17 protein-coding genes are annotated in these 18,374 nt (G+C 32.4%); 2 read left to right on the top strand and 15 right to left on the bottom strand.

Annotation, left to right across the window (positions count from 1 at the left end; translation table 11 throughout):
• Positions 1–155: 155 nt before the first annotated feature.
• From hisIE to ACTJIW_RS15520, 10 genes are all read right to left on the bottom strand, one after another.
• Positions 156–752, bottom strand: coding sequence for a bifunctional phosphoribosyl-AMP cyclohydrolase/phosphoribosyl-ATP diphosphatase HisIE (hisIE, locus tag ACTJIW_RS15565; protein ID WP_121361249.1), 597 nt, complete (start codon positions 750–752; stop codon positions 156–158).
• 91 nt (positions 753–843) lie between these two features.
• Positions 844–1,599: an imidazole glycerol phosphate synthase subunit HisF gene (gene hisF, locus ACTJIW_RS15560; RefSeq protein WP_012024931.1), complete on the bottom strand. Its 756-nt coding sequence runs from the start codon at positions 1,597–1,599 to the stop codon at positions 844–846.
• A 76-nt stretch (positions 1,600–1,675) separates the two neighbouring features.
• Positions 1,676–2,398 (bottom strand): 1-(5-phosphoribosyl)-5-[(5-phosphoribosylamino)methylideneamino]imidazole-4-carboxamide isomerase, encoded by a 723-nt coding sequence (hisA, locus tag ACTJIW_RS15555; RefSeq protein WP_440716632.1) that lies wholly within the window; start codon positions 2,396–2,398, stop codon positions 1,676–1,678.
• Positions 2,399–2,496: 98 nt separating this feature from the next.
• Positions 2,497–3,078, bottom strand: coding sequence for an imidazole glycerol phosphate synthase subunit HisH (gene hisH / locus ACTJIW_RS15550; RefSeq protein WP_440716631.1), 582 nt, complete (start codon positions 3,076–3,078; stop codon positions 2,497–2,499).
• A gap of 102 nt (positions 3,079–3,180) precedes the next feature.
• On the bottom strand, positions 3,181–4,317 hold the full coding sequence (hisB, locus tag ACTJIW_RS15545; RefSeq protein ID WP_440716630.1) for a bifunctional histidinol-phosphatase/imidazoleglycerol-phosphate dehydratase HisB: 1,137 nt from the start codon (positions 4,315–4,317) through the stop codon (positions 3,181–3,183).
• A 111-nt stretch (positions 4,318–4,428) separates the two neighbouring features.
• Complete coding sequence (gene hisC / locus ACTJIW_RS15540; protein WP_440716629.1) at positions 4,429–5,475, bottom strand: histidinol-phosphate transaminase; 1,047 nt, start codon at positions 5,473–5,475, stop codon at positions 4,429–4,431.
• A gap of 85 nt (positions 5,476–5,560) precedes the next feature.
• On the bottom strand, positions 5,561–6,844 hold the full coding sequence (gene hisD / locus ACTJIW_RS15535; RefSeq protein WP_440716628.1) for a histidinol dehydrogenase: 1,284 nt from the start codon (positions 6,842–6,844) through the stop codon (positions 5,561–5,563).
• Positions 6,845–6,970: 126 nt separating this feature from the next.
• On the bottom strand, positions 6,971–7,828 hold the full coding sequence (gene hisG / locus ACTJIW_RS15530) for an ATP phosphoribosyltransferase (protein WP_274253637.1): 858 nt from the start codon (positions 7,826–7,828) through the stop codon (positions 6,971–6,973).
• A gap of 309 nt (positions 7,829–8,137) precedes the next feature.
• On the bottom strand, positions 8,138–9,538 hold the full coding sequence (locus tag ACTJIW_RS15525) for a sensor histidine kinase (protein WP_440716627.1): 1,401 nt from the start codon (positions 9,536–9,538) through the stop codon (positions 8,138–8,140).
• A 5-nt stretch (positions 9,539–9,543) separates the two neighbouring features.
• A complete protein-coding gene (locus ACTJIW_RS15520; protein ID WP_012024939.1) occupies positions 9,544–10,206 on the bottom strand; it encodes a response regulator transcription factor in 663 nt (220 codons plus the stop codon).
• A 202-nt stretch (positions 10,207–10,408) separates the two neighbouring features.
• On the opposite strand from ACTJIW_RS15520, the gene ACTJIW_RS15515 reads away from it, so the two are divergent.
• Complete coding sequence (locus ACTJIW_RS15515) at positions 10,409–12,547, top strand: sulfatase-like hydrolase/transferase (protein WP_440716626.1); 2,139 nt, start codon at positions 10,409–10,411, stop codon at positions 12,545–12,547.
• Positions 12,548–12,658: 111 nt separating this feature from the next.
• Here the strand turns inward: ACTJIW_RS15515 and ACTJIW_RS15510 are convergent, their stop codons facing one another.
• Positions 12,659–13,657, bottom strand: a complete 999-nt coding sequence (locus ACTJIW_RS15510) for a zinc dependent phospholipase C family protein (RefSeq protein ID WP_149207406.1) — start codon at positions 13,655–13,657, stop codon at positions 12,659–12,661.
• Between the two features lie 175 nt (positions 13,658–13,832).
• Between ACTJIW_RS15510 and ACTJIW_RS15505 the strand changes: the two genes are divergently transcribed.
• Entirely contained in the window at positions 13,833–14,783 is a 951-nt protein-coding gene (locus ACTJIW_RS15505) for a hypothetical protein (RefSeq protein WP_440716625.1), read from the top strand.
• A gap of 2 nt (positions 14,784–14,785) precedes the next feature.
• On the opposite strand, the gene ACTJIW_RS15500 is transcribed toward ACTJIW_RS15505, so the two are convergent.
• The 4 genes from ACTJIW_RS15500 to ACTJIW_RS15485 form a co-directional block, all read right to left on the bottom strand.
• Entirely contained in the window at positions 14,786–15,751 is a 966-nt protein-coding gene (locus ACTJIW_RS15500) for a YeiH family protein (RefSeq protein ID WP_440716624.1), read from the bottom strand.
• A 74-nt stretch (positions 15,752–15,825) separates the two neighbouring features.
• Positions 15,826–16,722 carry a LysR family transcriptional regulator gene (locus ACTJIW_RS15495; RefSeq protein WP_440716623.1) on the bottom strand — a complete coding sequence of 299 codons (897 nt, stop codon included), beginning with the start codon at positions 16,720–16,722 and terminating at the stop codon, positions 15,826–15,828.
• A gap of 68 nt (positions 16,723–16,790) precedes the next feature.
• Entirely contained in the window at positions 16,791–17,537 is a 747-nt protein-coding gene (locus ACTJIW_RS15490; RefSeq protein ID WP_440716622.1) for a M15 family metallopeptidase, read from the bottom strand.
• Positions 17,538–18,371 (bottom strand): DUF4846 domain-containing protein, encoded by an 834-nt coding sequence (locus ACTJIW_RS15485; RefSeq protein ID WP_440716621.1) that lies wholly within the window; start codon positions 18,369–18,371, stop codon positions 17,538–17,540. It lies immediately after the preceding gene.
• Between the last annotated feature and the right edge of the window lie 3 nt (positions 18,372–18,374).

Genomic DNA, 18,374 nt, shown 5'->3' with positions numbered 1-18,374 from the left:
AAAAAATAAATTTTAACAAGATTTAACTCAATTAATTAGTTTTACTTATACGATTTATATTAAACAAAAAACTCATATTATAAACTTTATAAATCTCTACAAAGTTTAAAACATGAGTTTTACTATTGTCAAAATAACTGGATTTTTACTAAATATTATTTTTGGCGTTTCTTTAAAACTTCTACAACATCATTTAACTGATATCCTTTTGCCTGTAATAAAATCAAATAATGAAATAACAGATCAGCACTTTCGCTAAGGAATAAATCGTCGTTGTCATCTTTTGCTTCAATCACTACTTCTACTGCCTCTTCACCAACTTTTTGGGCAATTTTATTGATTCCTTTTGCAAATAAAGAAGCTACATAACTCTGTTCAGAATCAGCATTTTCTCTACGGGTTTTGATTGTATTTTCTAATTGTGAAATAAAACCGTAATTCGCATCATTGGGTTCTTGCCAACATGTATCTGCGCCTGTGTGGCACGTTGGTCCAACTGGTTTTGCCTGAATTAATAGCGTATCGCCGTCACAATCATTTTTAATGCTTACCAGATTTAAAAAGTTACCGCTCTCCTCGCCTTTTGTCCAAAGTCTTTGCTTAGAGCGACTAAAGAAAGTTACTTTTTGAGTTTCTATTGTTTTTTGAAGCGATTCTTCGTTCATATAACCCAGCATCAAAACATTTTTTGTTTCAGAATCCTGAATTATGGCCGGAATTAATCCGTGTGCGCTTTTGATATCGATATCCATAATTATTTTAGATTTTAGAATTCAGATTTTAGATTGCTGAACTCTTTTATTTTAGATTAAATCTTCTCCTTCTTCTTGTTTCCTGCTTCTCTTAAAGTCTAACTTCAACACCATTCTTTCTTAATTCTTGCTTTAATGCTTTGATTTCGATTTCTTTAAAATGAAAAACACTTGCTGCCAAAGCGGCATCTGCTTTTCCTTCTTTAAACGAATCTACGAAATGCTGTATATTTCCAGCTCCTCCCGAAGCAATAATTGGAATATTTACTAATTCTGATAGTTTTGCCAGAGCTTCGTTTGCAAAGCCATTTTTAGTTCCGTCGTTATCCATCGAAGTAAAAAGGATTTCTCCTGCTCCTCGTTCTGCCACTTCAACAGCCCAATCGAATAAATTCAATTCAGTCGGAACTTTTCCACCGACTAAATGTACAATCCATTGTCCGTCAATTTGTTTCGCATCGATTGCTACGACAACACACTGACTTCCAAATTTCTGAGCCAAATCATTAATCAACTGCGGATTTTTTACTGCCGATGAATTAATCGAAACTTTATCAGCTCCATTATTCAGCAGAATATCAACATCTTCAACAGATGAAATCCCGCCGCCAACGGTAAACGGAATGTTGATTTTTTCTGCCACGCTTCGCACCATATTCACCAGCGTTTTACGTCTTTCCTCAGTTGCTGAAATATCCAGAAAAACCAGTTCGTCTGCACCTTCTCTTGAATAAATTTCAGCCAGTTCCACAGGATCTCCCGCATCACGCAAGTCAACGAAATTAACACCTTTTACAGTTCTTCCGTTTTTTATATCTAAGCAGGGTATTATTCTTTTTGCTAACATTTTTAATTTGGTTGTTGGTTGTTGGTTGTTGGTTGTTGGGCAATATGATAAACTATCAACCGACAACCAATAACTATCAACCTATTATGTAATCCTCTAACTGTTTTAAAGTAATTCTTCCTTCGTAAATCGCTTTTCCTATAATTGTTCCTTCGCAACCTAATTCGGCTAATTTTGGCAATTCGTCAAAAGTTGAAATTCCTCCAGAAGCGATTAGTTTGACGCCTTTAGCTTCTGCTAAAATTTTACTGTACAAATCAAAACTTGGACCTTGCAGCATTCCGTCTTTGGCGATATCGGTGCAAATAACGTATTGAATTCCTTTATTTTGATAATCCTGAATAAACGGAACCAAGTCTTCATTTGATTCTTCTAACCAGCCGGAAACTGCTATTTTTTCATCTTTTGCATCAGCTCCCAAAATAATTTTTTCTGAACCGTATTCTGAAATCCATTTTTCAAAAATTGCTCTGTTTTTTACAGCAATACTTCCGCCGGTAATTTGGTTTGCACCACTTTCAAAAGCAATTCTTAAATCATCATCGGATTTTAATCCGCCTCCAAAATCAATTTTTAAGCTCGTTTGCGTTGCAATTTGTTCTAATATCTTATAATTGACAATCTTGCTTGATTTTGCACCGTCAAGATCAACTAAATGCAAATATTCAATTCCGTGTGCTTCAAATGATTTTGCCACTTCAAGCGGATTTTCATTATAAATTATTTTGGTATCATAATCACCTTTGGACAAACGAACACATTTTCCTTCAATGATATCTATGGCTGGTATTATTCTCATTTTATTTAAGTCTTAAAGTTTGAAAGTCTAAAGTCATAAAGTCTTTCTGATTCTCAAAATTGTTATTTTGATTGAAATTGATTTTTGATATTGAAATTTTACATTTTTAAAAAGTTACCTAGAATCTTTTCTCCAACATCTCCACTTTTTTCTGGATGAAATTGTGTTCCGTAAAAATTATCTTTTTGCAAAGCCGATGCATATTCAACATCGTAATTTGTTGTGGCGATAGATTCTGCACAATTTGGAGCGTAAAAACTATGAACCAGATACATGAACTCATTTTCAGAAATTCCTTTAAACAAATCGGTTTTTAAATCATAAATCTGATTCCATCCCATTTGCGGCACTTTTACGTTGTTTGAAAATTTCACAACATCAACATCAAAAATCTCCAATCCTTTCGTATTTCCTTCTTCCGATTTATTGCACATCAACTGCATTCCGAGACATATTCCTAAAACAGGCTGTTTCAATTGCGGAATCAGACTATCTAATCCGCTTTCACGAAGTTTCGCCATAGCCGAACTCGCCTCACCTACACCAGGAAAAATCACTTTATCTGCCGATTTAATTTCATCTGGGTTATTACTCAAAACCGCTTTAAAACCCAATCTTTCAATAGCAAACATTATGCTCTGAATATTTCCTGCTCCGTAATTTATAATTACTATTTTCATTTAATTTTAGTCTTAAAGTCTAAAGTCTAAAGTCATAAAGTCGATTCTAATATCCCCATTTTGGAAAACTTTCGACTTTATGACTTTCAACTTTTGACTCAATTAAAGCATTCCTTTCGTTGAAGGCAAAATCATTTTTTCGGTATCTCTTTTTACAGCTACTTTTATTGCTTTCGCGAAAGCTTTAAAGATAGCTTCGATTTTGTGATGCTCGTTGATTCCTTCTGCTTTGATATTTAAATTTGCTTTTGCGCCGTCGGTAAATGATTTAAAGAAATGATAGAACATTTCTGTCGGCATTTTACCAACCATTTCACGTTTAAATTCAGTTTCCCAAATCAGCCAGTTTCTTCCGCCAAAGTCAATTGCTGCCTGTGCTAAACAATCGTCCATCGGTAAACAGAATCCGTAACGTTCGATTCCTAGTTTATTTCCTAACGCTTTCGCGAAAACTTCTCCTAAAGCAATTGCCGTATCTTCAATTGTATGGTGCTCATCGACTTCTAAATCGCCTTTTACAGTAATTTCCAAATCCATTTGTCCGTGACGTGAGATTTGATCTAACATGTGATCAAAAAAGGCAATTCCGGTATCGATTTTACTTTTTCCAGTTCCGTCAAGGTTTAAGTTGATATAAATATCGGTTTCATTGGTTTTACGGGTAATCGAAGCTGAACGCGCTTCTAATTTTAGAAACTCGTAAATTCTTTTCCAATCTATCGTCTGCAACGCAATCGTATCGTTTAATTCTTCTCGTTTTGATGAAATTTCATTGCTTCCAATTCCATCAGTTATATTCATGAAAATGGCTTTTGCACCTAGATTTTTAGCCAATTCAACATCAGTTAAACGATCACCTAAAACAAAAGAATTTTCTAAATCATATTCTGGATTGTTCAGATACTTTGTCAGCATTCCCGTTCTTGGTTTGCGTGTTGGCGCGTTTTCTTCCGGAAAAGTTCTGTCAACAAAGATTTCATCAAAAACAACTCCTTCGTTTTCAAAGGCTTTAAGAATAAAATTCTGTGTCGGCCAAAACGTATCTTCTGGAAAACTATCCGTTCCTAATCCGTCCTGATTGGTTACCATTGCCAATTCGTAATCTAATTCAGAGGCAATTTTAGCCAGATATTGAAAAGCTTTTGGATAAAATTCCAGTTTATCTAAACTGTCTAATTGGTAATTTTCTGGTTCTAAAACAATCGTTCCGTCACGATCGATAAAAAGTACTTTTTTCATATATTTTATTTTTGCCCACTGATTTTACGGATTAAACTGATTTCAAATTTTTACACTTAATAGTAAAAATAAAATCCGTTCAATCTGTGTAATCTGTGGTCTATATTTTAATTACAACAATTTCAACTCTCTAATTACAACAGCGTTTTCTTCTTTTGTTCCAATTGTAAAACGAAGACAATTTTCGCATAAAGGCTGTGTCGTTCTGTTACGAATAACGATTCCTTTTTCGATTAATTGATTGTACCTTTTATTGGCATCATCCACTTTTGCTAAAATAAAATTGGCTTCTGTCGGGTATACTTTTTCAACAAAACTTACTTCAAGTAAAACTTTAAGCAATTCTTCTCTTTGCTCAATAATTGAAGCTATTTCTTGTTTAATTTTATCTGAATCTTTTAAACGTTCTTTCGCTCTTTGCTGCGTTAATTCGTTTACATTATAAGGTGGTTTAATTTTATTTAAAACCGAAATTACCGCTTCTGATGCATAACAAATCCCTAAACGAATTCCTGCTAAACCATAAGCCTTAGAAAGCGTTTGTGTAATTACTAAATTCGGATATTCATCGATTTCTGTCAGCCAGCTTTCTTTTTCTGAAAAGTCAATATAAGCTTCATCAATAACCACTAAACCTTTGAAATTTTGAAGCAGTTTCACCACACTTTCGTCAGAAAATGAATTTCCTGTTGGATTGTTTGGCGAACATAAAAAGATGATTTTGGTTCTCTCATCAACAGCTTCTAAAATCTTTTCTACCTGTGGCTGAAAATCAGTTGTCAGCAAAACCTCTCTATTTTCTACCGCATTGATATTAGCTAAAACACCATACATACCGTAAGTTGGCGGCAATGAAATGATATTGTCTTTATTTGGTTCGCAGAAAGCTCTAAAAAGCAAGTCTAAAACTTCATCGCTTCCGTTTCCTAATAAAATCTGACTTTGTTTTGTATTGTTATTTTTGGCCAAAATAGCTTTAACTGAGTTCTGCTGCGGATCCGGGTAACGGTTTACACCATTTTGAAACGGATTTTCATTAGCATCCAGAAAAATCATTTCGGCTGTATCAAAATCTTCAAATTCATCTCTTGCTGAAGAATATGGTTTTAAAGATTTTACGTTTTCTCTTGTTATTGTATTTATATCGAACGTATTCATTGCTTTATTTTTTTAAGAAGCAAGAATCAAGAAGAAAGACTTTAAAAAATCTTAACTCTTGCTTCTTTCTTCTTCCTTATGTCTTTTACTCTAAACTCTTTAATCTTAACGTCACAGCATTTTTATGCGCTTGCAGCCCTTCGGCCTCAGCCATAGTTTCAATTGCTTTTCCGATGTTTTGAATTCCTTTTTCAGAAATTTTCTGAAATGTCATCGATTTCATAAAACTATCCAGATTTACACCGCTGTAATTTTTCGCATAACCATTGGTTGGCAAAGTATGATTAGTTCCTGAAGCATAATCTCCGGCACTTTCCGGCGTATAATTTCCAATGAAAACAGAACCTGCGTTTACAATTCCGTTACAGTAAAAATCGTCATATTGAGAGCAGATTATAAAGTGTTCCGGACCATATTCGTTAATTAAATCCAAAGCTCTCTGATCATTTTCAACATAAATTAGTTTTGAATTTTCGATTGCTTTCTCAGCAATAGCTTTTCTTGGAAGAACTTCCAGCTGTGACTGAACTTCTTTTTCTACTTCGATAATCATTTTTTTTGAAGTCGAAACCAAAATTACCTGACTGTCTGTTCCGTGTTCTGCCTGAGAAAGCAAATCAGAAGCTACAAAAGCCGGAACTGCTGTATCATCGGCTACAATTAATAATTCTGAAGGTCCGGCCGGCATATCAATTGCTACTCCAAATTGTGTCGCTAATTGTTTGGCAACGGTTACGAACTGATTACCAGGTCCAAAAATTTTATACACTTTTGGAATAGATTGTGTACCGAAGGTCATTCCGGCAATTGCCTGAATTCCTCCTGCTTTTATAATTTTAGTTACGCCGCATAAATTAGCAGCATATAAAATTGCCGGATTAATTTTTCCTTTTTTATCTGGCGGTGAACATAATACTATTTCTTTACAACCTGCAATCTCTGCTGGAACTGCCAGCATCAAAACTGTTGAAAATAAAGGTGCTGTACCGCCCGGAATATATAATCCAATTTTTTGAATTGGTCTTTTTTCCTGCCAGCAGTTTACGCCTTCAATAGTTTCAACGTCAATTCTATTTGTTTTTTGAGCGCTGTGAAATTTATAAATATTGTCTTTTGCCAATTGAATTGATTCTTTCAAATCATCTGGAATCATTTCAATTGCTTCTTGTATTTCTTCCTTTGTAACTTCGTAGCTGTCTAAAGCAATTCCATCAAAAATTGAGGTATATTTTGCTACCGCTTCGTCTCCCTTTTTCTGGATTTCTTTGAAGATTTCTTTTACGGTTACTTCAATATCGTCTATTGTCTGGGTTGGTCTTTTTAATATTTCAGACCAAGTATCTGGTTTTGGATTGTCTATTTTATTCATTTTCTTAAGCTTTAAGCTTTAAGCTGTGGGCTTTAGGCTTTATTAACGTTGTGTTTATTTTTTTCTTAAGGAGCAGACTTTTCAAAAGCCTAAAGCTTAAGCCTACTGCCTAAAGCGGGCGAAGCCCTAAAGAACCATTTTCTCAATTGGGCATACTAAAATTCCTTCTGCTCCCACTTCTTTTAATTTATCGATTACATCCCAAAAGGTATCTTTATCAATTACCGAGTGTACACTGCTCCAGCCTTCCTGTGCTAATGGCAGAACGGTTAAACTTCTTAAAACCGGAAGGATTTTTCCAACTGCGTCAATTTTGTCATTTGGAACGTTCATCAAAATGTATTTTGAATTTCTGGCTCTTAAAACCGACTGGATTCTGAATTTTAAGGTATCAATGTGTTTTTGGATTTCTGGAGAAACTTTTGGCGAAACTGCTAAAACGGCTTCACTTTTCAGGATAACTTCAACTTCTTTTAAATTGTTTTTGAATAAGGTGCTTCCGCTTGAAACAATATCTACAATAGCATCTGCAAGGCCTATATTTGGCGCAATTTCCACAGAACCTGAAATTTGGTGAATATCAACCTTTAAACCAAATGAATTAAAGTATTCATTTACGGTATTTGGATAAGAAGTTGCGATTCTAAGACCTGCTAAATCCTGAATTGATTTGTAATCAAAAGTTTTAGGGACTGCTACAGAAACTTTACATTTTGAGAATCCCAATCGCTGTACAACTTCGATATTTTTCCCTTTTTCTACTAAAAGATTATCGCCTACAATGGCTAAATCTACTACACCGTCAATCAAATACTGAGGAATATCTGAATTTCTTAAATACAAAACTTCAAGAGGAAAGTTTGAAGCTTCAGCTTTTAACTGGTCGATTCCGTTATTGATTGAAATACCGCAGTCTTTAAGGATTTGGATACTGTCTTCGTTTAAACGACCTGATTTTTGAATTGCAATTTTTAAAGTACTCATTTTTTTAGTTGTTGTTTGATTAATAGTTTGAGTACAAAGAATTGGTATAAAAAAACCCGTTTGATGTACTCAAACGGGTTTTAAAATATGATGATTTACACACATACCATTAACACATCGCTTGAGAGCAATAATGTAAATGATGATGATGTAATTGATTTGAAATCATTGTTTGGTTTGTTTTATAATTCTTTGATTCGGTTGCAAATATACTAGTTAATTTCATAAAAAAGCAATTTTTAATATAACTTAACGATAGTTTATTGTTAAAAAAAAGCTGAAGCGCAGTTTCTATTATAAATTTTCAATTTACGATATCGTTTTCATTTCTTCTTTAAAAACTAAAATTACAGTTGTGCCAACTCCTATTTTACTTTCTATTTTAAATTGAATATCAAGCTGTTCTGTAATTCTTTTTACTATAGACAAACCTAAACCAACTCCTTTTATTTCAGGATGATCTGTATAATTTGATCTAAAAAAAGGATTAAAAATCATTTCGAGATCACCTTTTGCAATTCCTATTCCGTTATCTGAAATTCTGCAGATTGTTCTGTCTCCTTCTTTAGAAAGGAAAACAGAAACTTCTCCACCATCTTTCGTGTACTTAAGTGAGTTTGAAATTATATTTCTTAAAATTGTTATGATCAGAAAATTATCTGAATAGGTGTAATGATCCTGGCCGGCATCAAATTTTACTTTGAGTTTTTTGCTGTTTATTTTCTCTGAATTCAAAGTTAAAACATCTAAAATTACAGCGTTTAAATAAACGTTTTCTGCATTTATCTGATGCTTTTGATTTTCAAAACGAGCCATTGTTAAGAGCTGGTCAACAAGCATATTTAAATGGTCGACTTCGTTTATGCAATAATTAATTTTATCTTCGTATTCCCTGCTGTCTCTAGGTTTACGAATAAGTACTTCAAGTGTTCCTTTAATTACTGTTAGTGGCGTTCTTAACTCGTGCGAGGCGTCAGATGTAAATTGTTTTTCGCGTTCAATTGCGTCTTCAATTCTATTTAATAAATTATTTATTGTTTTAGAAAGTGTGTATAATTCGTCTCTGGTTTTAGGCAGCGGAATTCTTGTTTTCAGATTGTCTTTTGTAATAATATTCGAAGTCTGAATAATATCATTTATGGGTTTTATACTTCTTCCGGCAAAGAATCTGGCAAGAAAAAATAAAATCAATAAAATAATGGGAAATGTAACCAATAAGGTATCCATTAGATTATCTAATACCTTTGAAGAATCTGACAAAGACATCGCAATAATCAAATAGCCGATTTTTTTTGAATGTAAATGAAGCGGTACTTGTATCTGGCGAATTTTATTTCCTAATAATTTAGTATCAAAAAGCTGAAAGTGATCTTTGTTATTATGAAAAACGAGTTTCTCATTTTTTAAATTAGGAGATTTTTCAATGATTTTTTTATTTAAATCTAAAAACTGAACAAATACAGGATTTACATCAACAGAGTTGTGTTCTCTTTCCTCCCATTCTTCTGCATCCATTAAAATTACAACGCCGTTCTCAACTTTAATTTCTTTTAAGTGGTCCTGAACCTCTATATTAAGATTTTCATCTATATGATTGTAAACGGTAAGTTTTACAATAAAATAAATAGCCGAAAAAACTGCCAGAACCAAAAGCCCTGTTCCTACAATATAGTTTAATGCAATTCTATTTTTAAAAGATAATAATTTCATCTTGCTTAATCATTGGCGATATAACCAATGCCCCGAATAGTTTTAATGTAATCTTCTTCAATTTTAAGGTTCAGTTTTTTACGAATCGCATTCATAAAAACATCAATTACTCCGGTATCATATTCAAAATTAATATCCCACACATCTTTTAAGATTTCGTTTCGGGTACAGACTTTGCCTTTTTTTCTAATTAAATACGTCAGTAATTCAAATTCTCTTTGCGTTAAATTGATTTCTTCGTCATTTTTTAAAACGATATGCTTAGAAAGATCAACTGTAATGTTGCCGAGCGTAAGTATTTCATCTGTAGCTTTATTTCTAAAATGAATTTTGACTCTTTCTACCAATTCTTCAAAACTAAATGGCTTTTTTATATAGTCATTTGCTCCCGCACGCAGTCCTTCAATGGTTTCCTGAACGGTATCTTTTGCGGTTAAAAAAATAATGGGTGTTTTTTTATCCTTAATTCTTATGGCTTTGCACAAATCGAGCCCGTTAATTTTTGGCAGCATCCAATCTAATAAAATCAAATCAAATGTGTGATTTTGTGTCAACTCAAAACCTTTAGATCCATCATTGGCGGTCGTAATCTGGTATCCTTCTTCACGAAGTCCCTGTTCTAAAAACTGAACAATTCCAAGCTCATCTTCAACAATTAAAATATGCATGTTAAACTTTGATTCAAGGTTAAATTTATTTTACGTTTTTCAAAGATAGCTATTTTACAGGTCAAAAAATCTTTAAAACCATGAGAGTAATATCTGAATTGTTATCTTAAGCAAAAATTAAGTTTAGGCTAAGCAAGGTAAAAGCATAACTTCATCTAATGTTAATTAATCGAATCTAATTTTGTAAAAAATAATTAACGATATGATTTTTTACAAAAAGCTGTCTCCATTTTACAATCTTGCAATCTTCTATTTCTCAATTAGTTTAGTATTGCGCCTTGTATTACTGTTTCATCCTATAACGCAAAGTTCTTTTACTGCTTTAGAAAGTTTTAAAATTTTTAGCTTAGGATTAGTATCAGATTTTTTTGTTTTTATAATAGCCGGGATTTTTCTTTGGCTGTATCTTATTTTTGTTTCTAATTCAAAATACAACAAACCTTCGGGGTATATTATTTTAGGATTATTGACAGCATTGTTCCTTTATGTTGCATCAGGCAAAAGTATTTTTGATGAATATGGAGGTGCACTGCCAAGAATTATTCTAATTTTTATTGGAATAAAAACAGCTCTGTTTGCTTTATTTCTTTTTTTACCAAAGTGGAAAAACAAAATACGTTTCTGGCTTTTTAGTTTTGTAATTTTTCTATACGTCTTATTGATTCTTCAAAACGGATTGAGTGAATTTTTCTTTTGGAATGAATTTGGTGTAAAATACAATTTCATTGCTGTTAATTATCTTATTTACACAAATGAGGTAATTGGAAACATCATGCAGTCATATCCTGTAGTTCCTATATTTTCGGCTTTATTTTTAATAAGCGGCACAGTAACTTATTTTATTGTAAAAAGATCCGCAGATTATATTAATGATATTCCAACTTTTACTCAAAAAATCAAAATTTCAGCGGTTTATTTAGGTTTGTTTTTAGCGGCGCTTTATGCAATTCCAAATTTGGCTAAAACCGAAAATTCTAAAAATGTATTTGTAAACGAACTGCAGTCAAATGGCTTATACAAGTTTTACCTGGCTTTTCAGAATAATAAACTGGATTATTTTAAATTCTACAAAACAATGCCGAATCAGGAAGCTTTTGCGATTTTAAAAGAACAATTCCCTGATATTTCCGGAAAAATTTCTACTCAAAAAATTGCCAGCGATTCTGCAGAAACTCGCAAAAATGTAGTTTTGATTACGGTTGAAAGTTTAAGTGCTGATTTTATGAAGGCTTACGGAAATAAAGAAAATATAACTCCGTTTCTGGATAGTTTAGCACAAAAAAGCATGCAGTTTACTAATTTATATGCTGCAGGAAACAGAACTGTTCGCGGACTTGAAGCTGTAACATTGTGTATTCCTCCAACTGCTGGTGAAAGTGTTGTAAAACGAGAAGACAATAAAAACAAATTTTCTACAGGAGCGATATTTAAGCAAAAGGGTTACAATGTAAAATTCATGTACGGCGGCGATGCTTTTTTTGACAATATGCAGGATTTTTATTCTGGAAATGGTTACGAAATTGTCGATAAATCCAGCTTTTCTCCAAACGAAATAACCTTTTCTAACGTATGGGGTGTTTGTGATGAAGATATGTACAACAAAGCTATTAAGATTATGAATGATGAGGCAAAACAAAATAAGCCTTTCTTCAATCATATTATGACGGTAAGTAATCACAGGCCTTTTACATATCCTAACAATAAAATTGATATTCCGGGTGATATTAAATCGCGTGAAGGCGGTGTAAAATATACTGATTACGCTCTTAAAAGATTTTTTGAAATGGCAGGCAGACAGCCTTGGTTTAATAATACGGTTTTTGTAATTGTTGCAGATCATTGTGCTTCGAGTGCTGGTAAAACAGAACTGCCGCTGGACAAATACAGAATTCCGGCTCTTATTTATACACCAAATAAAAAGCCTGAAAAGTATAATAAATTAATGTCGCAGATTGACATCATGCCAACGCTTTTTGGAATTTTACATTTTGATTATAACAGTAAGTTTTTCGGACAGGATGTTTTAAAACCAAATTATAAGCCTCGTGCTTTTATTGCTACTTATCAGGATTTGGGTTTAATAAAGGATGATGTATTAACGATTTTATCTCCAAAACAAGAGATCAAACAGTTTCAGTTAAAACAAACTAAAATTGATCCATCTGCTGAATATCAGATTTATTATGACGAAATTCCGTTAAAATCTAAGAAATCAAATTTAGTAGACGAAACTATTTCTTATTATCAATCAGCTTCATATTTATTGAAAGAGAAAGAATATCAGTTTAAAGACTTGAGTTCTACCTCTCAAAAAGCTAAATTATATGCAAAGGTTCGTTAATTCATAAAAACAACAATCAAAAAAGCCTCAAATTCAAATGAATTTGAGGCTTTTTTTTTAAAGTTTAGTTTTCAAAACTGAAAACTCAAAACTAAGACTGAAAACTCTTTTTTAGTCGTTTTGATTTTTCATTCCGAATAAATCTCCTTTTTTATATAGTATTAAATCATCTTGTAAAGATTGATAATTTCTTTGTGTAACCGCTGGCGAATCTAAATCGCTTAAATCTGGTTTTCCTGCATTTACCCAGGCAGTATACCAAAAACTTGCCGTTGCAGTAATAGCTTTTCTCATTTGAGTCTCCACCATTCCATTTAATTGTTCGTGCAATTTTTTAGCATATTCATCAGAGAAAACAGCTGTGTTATATTTGCTTTTCAACACTTTACCTTCTGCATCTAATTTAAATACTTTGTCCTGCGGAGTTGCAGTTCTAAGACTTTTATCAATATCTAATAAAGGCTGTGCAAAGCTGTGTGTATCGTTAATCATGTCCCAGATTGCTTTATGAACATCTGTATAATACTGTGCCTCAGGAACGTTTAATTTGTAATTTTTAACGAATAATTCAGGAAGTCTGCTTTCCCAAAGAGAGTGAATTCCTTTTTGATCCGTTAACTGTCCGTCGTGATTTGCAGATGTATGCAATGGCATATGCGCATCACCTACATAATGACCTAAATCTGCTGCAAGAAATAAAATTTCGGCTCTGTTTTTTTCCTTAAAAGCTTTAGTCAGCTTTGTCATCATGTCTTCGATGTACCAAGGCAGGATTCCGTTATCACTTAAAAATTTAGCGTCGTATTTTTGTTTTGCTTCTTCTAGTGTCTGCGGATAAGTGTCAGCAGCACCAAAGTTTTCCATATCAAAATAGTGTCTGGGACCTTCTTCTTTATAATTTAAAGCATATTTTCGGATATCCGGAACCGAAGCTTCCTGTGTAATAAAATCAATGTGATTGTAGAAAAATATTTGCAATTGTTTTGGTAAAGCCATTACAGCTGCTTTATTAATACGTTCATGGCCTACATTTCCCCATGATAGCATAAAAAAGCCAATAATTAAAGCACCGAAAGCGATTAATTTTGGTCTCATTTGGATTTTTTTCATTTGTAAATTTTATTTGAGGGAGCAAATTTAGCTTTAATTAAAGAAAACGCAAAGAATAGTATTAATAAGATTCTACTAATTTAACATTTTTAATTTTTGAGCCTTGAAAGTGATATAAGTTCATATTAACAATCAATTTCTTTATATATTTGTTTCATTATATAAACACAATATTATGCGCCTTTTAATTTTAAATTTCTTTTTGTTTTTGAATGTTTTTTGTTTCGCTCAAGATGCTGATATCCAACCTAAAAACATTAGCGATACTATTTTAAACCCAAAAAGAATACTAAAAATTGCTGATCCGCTTGACGGCGTAAAAACAATGCAGAAACTTTTTCCGGGAAAATTATACAATCTTGCAGATAAAAACACCTTTATAAGCTGGAAATGTAAATCTTGTAAAGCTTCACCTTTTCTGGATGTAAACGGTGTCGAAGGCGATCAGTTATTTCCTTATACACAAGGCGTTGCAACCAGGCTTCTTGCCAATATAGATTATTCAGATTCAAAGGGAAATCAATTCAAGATATTAGCTTTTAATCATTCTGTTCATGATGAAGACGGTCTGCAAACCGGACGCTTTTTAGGCGGACTGCTTAGCTTAGCTAAATTTGCTAAAAATGGAAGTTCTTGGGAAATGAGATCTTTTCAACCTGCTGTTGCTGCTTTTGGTGCTTTTGCGCAATGCCCTACTCCTAAATTAGTTGAAATTGGTGAAGATCAATTTGCCTTTACATTGATGCATGCAAATGGCGGTGCCGGTGGTGCGTATGAAGGTTATCTTTACCTTGTTGCAGGTTTAGATGGTAAATACCAGCCTATTTTAGAAGCTGATAAATACCAGTTAACCAATTCTTCATTTATCTCCTGGTCAGGATCTTATACAGTTGTAAATGATAATGCTAAAAAACATTTTAGAGATATAATTATTAAAACTAAAGGATCTTACAACAAAACAGCGCGAGCTGAAGATGATTTTGATGTTGATTTTCCTGTGGAAATAGCAGAAATGGCAAAAACAAAAAAAGCATTTAGTTTTGAGATCGAAAGACGTTTTTCATTTAAAGGAAAATTCTATAAAATGATAGATAAACCTATTGTAAAATTTTCAAACGTAAAATAAATCTAACTTAGGTAAATAATTGCTGTTAAACTTAAGCCGGCAATAAATATCCATAAAAATATCCCCTGCAATAAAGGCTTCACACCTACTGATTTTAAAGTATTTATATTTAGAGTTGCACCAATTAAAAACAGTGTTATTGTTAAACCTATTTTAGCTAAAGCTACAATGCCTGGCGCAATAACAGAAATTTGCGGAACATAAGAATTTAAAAGCATCGCTAAAACAAACAAACCAATAAAATATGGAACTTTTATTTTGCTGTTTTTGTTTTTAAAAATTACAGCTGTTAAAAGAGAAATAGGGATAATCCATAAAGCTCTTGCAAGCTTTACAGTTGTTGCAATCTGTAAAGCTTCGGCTCCATATTTGTTTGCAGCTCCAACAACAGAACTTGTATCGTGAATAGCGATTGCACACCACAAACCGAAATCTTTTTGTGATAAATCGAGCTGATGCCCAATAAACGGGAAAGCAAATAATGCAATTGAATTTAGAATAAAAATAACTCCCAAAGCAATTGATGTTTGATTTTCATTTGATTTTATAACGGGAGAAATCGCTGCAATGGCACTTCCGCCGCAAATTGCAGTTCCACAGGAAATTAAGTGTGATGTTTTTTTCTCTGTTTTAAGCCATTTCCCAAGAAGCAAACCAAAAATTATGGTGCTGAAAATAGAAAAAACTGTCAATACAAATCCTTCTTTTCCTGCTGATAATGCACTCGATGCGTTCATTCCAAAACCCAGACTGACTACTGAAAACTGTAATAAGAAAGTTATGGCTTTGTGATTGAATTCTATAAATGGATTTCCAAAAACATTCACAATGATAACTCCAAGTAATAATGCCACTGGAGGTGAAATAATCGAAAACAGACACAAAAGAACAATTACTGCAAAAATGATCTGCTGTAAATAATGATTAATTTCAAATAGTTGTGATGCGGATTGTTGTTTCGTTTTCAAAATAGGATAATTGATAATTACCCTGCAAAGTTCCGACGATTAAATGATAATCGCCAATCGTAAAATACAATCGACTATAACTTCAAGTTATAGTGATTCGCAATGTTTTGAATAAACAATTCTGATAAAGGATCAGATTTTCCTAATAAAGTGATAATATAAAAGTATCTTTCTATGGATAATTTCTCAACATCCAAAACGATTAATTCCTTATTTTTCAATTCTTTACTTACGGCATGAATAGACATAAATGCAAAACAATCTGAATTGAGCAGATACGATTTTATACTTTCTGTACTTCCTAACTGCATTTCAATCTGCAGGTCGCTAAATTTTAAACCGACATTTTTAAGTGCAAATTCTATAACTTCAAGTGTTCCAGATCCGCGTTCACGAGTAATGAATTTCATTGATTTTAAATCGTTTACTGAAATTTCATTTTGTTTTACAAACGGATTTTTACTGCTGCAGACTAAAACTAATTCGTCTTTTAAAAACGAAATGTATTTGATAGATTGATTTTTTGACTGCCCTTCAACAATTCCAATTTCGATTTCTTTATTAATTAAAGCATTTTCAATTTGTTCTGTATTTCCGTTTAACAAATTGACTTTTATATCTTTCTGTTTTTGATGAAAACTGGCCAAAACTGGAGAAATAATATATTGCGAAATGGTTGTACTTGCTCCTAATCGCAGTAATCCTTGACGCTCGCTGATAAAGGAACTCATTTCAAAATCTATTTCCCGGTAAATTTCAAAAATCTCTTTTGTATGCTTTAGCAGAATTTCTCCAGCTGGAGTTAACGCGATTTTAGAACCGTTTCGTTCAAAAAGTTTTGTTTTATAGGTTTCTTCGAGTTCCTGAATATGTTTGGAAACTGCTGGCTGTGTAATATACAATTCAGTAGCCGCCTTAGTGAAATTAAGACGCAGTGCAACGGTATAAAATACTTTCAGCCTGAAATCCATAATTATATTTTTTTTAATTCGTAATCTTCTTTTCTCTGTATTTCTTTTAAAAATAAAATAATTTCAAATTATAACAAAAGTTCAGGTCGATACTCAAAATGCATTGTGTCATAATGTTTCCAATTTCCTCCCCAAATAAAGCCATATTTTTCAAAAATTGAAACTAACTTGAGGGGAATTTGATTTCTATATGAAAGCGTAACTTCTTCATTTTTACATTTACAATCCCATTGCCAGTAATTAGAATTTTTGACATTAATATCTATTGTCATTCCATAACTATGCATACTCAATCGGTTTGTTCCTGAAATTTTTCTCCAATTAAATGTACCTCCAATAACATTAATGTATTTTTTAAATTCTGGATTATTATCTAATTCTGCTGAGAGTTTTTTTACTATTTTATCAATTCCATTTACGGTTGTTACTTTTACTTTTTGATTGACTAATTTCGGACACCAAATAATTTCAGTCATTTTTGATTCAACTTCTGATTTCGAATTTCCGTAGATTTTCTTAAAAAAAGCTTCATTTCGAATTCTTCCTGCATCTTCCTTTGGAATTAAATTCTTATCTGCTTTATTATAAACAAACTTAAATTGATCCTCAATATCAGGATTATCTAATAATTCCTGATTCGTTTTATTTTTAAAATCATCATAAATTAAGCTTGATTTATTACTAAAAATAATTTTATTGTCCTTATAATCAATAATTTGATCTGGATATGCTTTAATTAATTTTTGAACATTCAATGGAATTTCTTGAGAAAAAGCATTTTGAAATATAAGGACTAAAAAAAAGAATCGTTTCATTTAAAAACGTTTTAATTGTGAGGAACTAAAAGTCCATTCGGGAGTTTTTAGAGAAGTGCCAAAATCGACAGCGTACCAAGGACTCAACGAACTATTATTTAGATTTTTCAAAATTTGAATTTCCTGTGCCGGCATATAGCTTTGTGCTAAAAGCATAATTTTTTGATTGTTTTTTGGATTCACAGCCATATCAACTACAATAACAGCGTGACCTGGAAAGCCTCCTTTTATAAAAACATCCCCTATTTTTATGTCTAAAGCATTAATTGGTTTCAATTCTTTTTCTAACGAAGCCGTTCCTGCATACATAAAAACCTTCTCTAAGTATTTCCAATAAGTTTCATAACTGTTGGATGGTTTTGCAGTTTTAATCCAGCTGGTTTTATTTCCTTTAATTGCAATTCTGTAACCTGCAGTCCATTTACTAAAATCGGCTCGGAAACCATTTGTAAAATTAAAATGTATTTTATCGTACTGCTTTTGGCTATAAAAATAATCTGCTCGTAAACGCATCACAGCATCAGCACATTGATGCAAATCCTGTTTTCCAATGGGTAAATCCACAACCGCTTCATAAACATTTCGATTTGGCTTTGTAGTTCCATCAAAATACAAAACATTTGAACCCAATGGTTTTAATGGAAGATTTCGTAAAAAATAATCAAACGAAGTTTTAGATTCTTCTTCTCTCACAAATCCCTGAGGCAGTTGAAAACGCTGCTGAATCGTGTTTTCAAAAAAAATGGTTTTATTGGTATTATTTGTCTCTGAAAATGAAAAAAAACAAAAAATTACCATCAAAATTGCTGCGATAAAAAAGAATTTAACTTTCATAAT

Source organism: Flavobacterium sp. 22659, assembly GCF_052044235.1.
GTDB classification, from domain to species: Bacteria; Bacteroidota; Bacteroidia; order Flavobacteriales; family Flavobacteriaceae; genus Flavobacterium; species Flavobacterium johnsoniae.
Note: the sequence above shows the minus strand (reverse complement) of the source record. Positions and strands in the feature narration are given on the sequence as shown.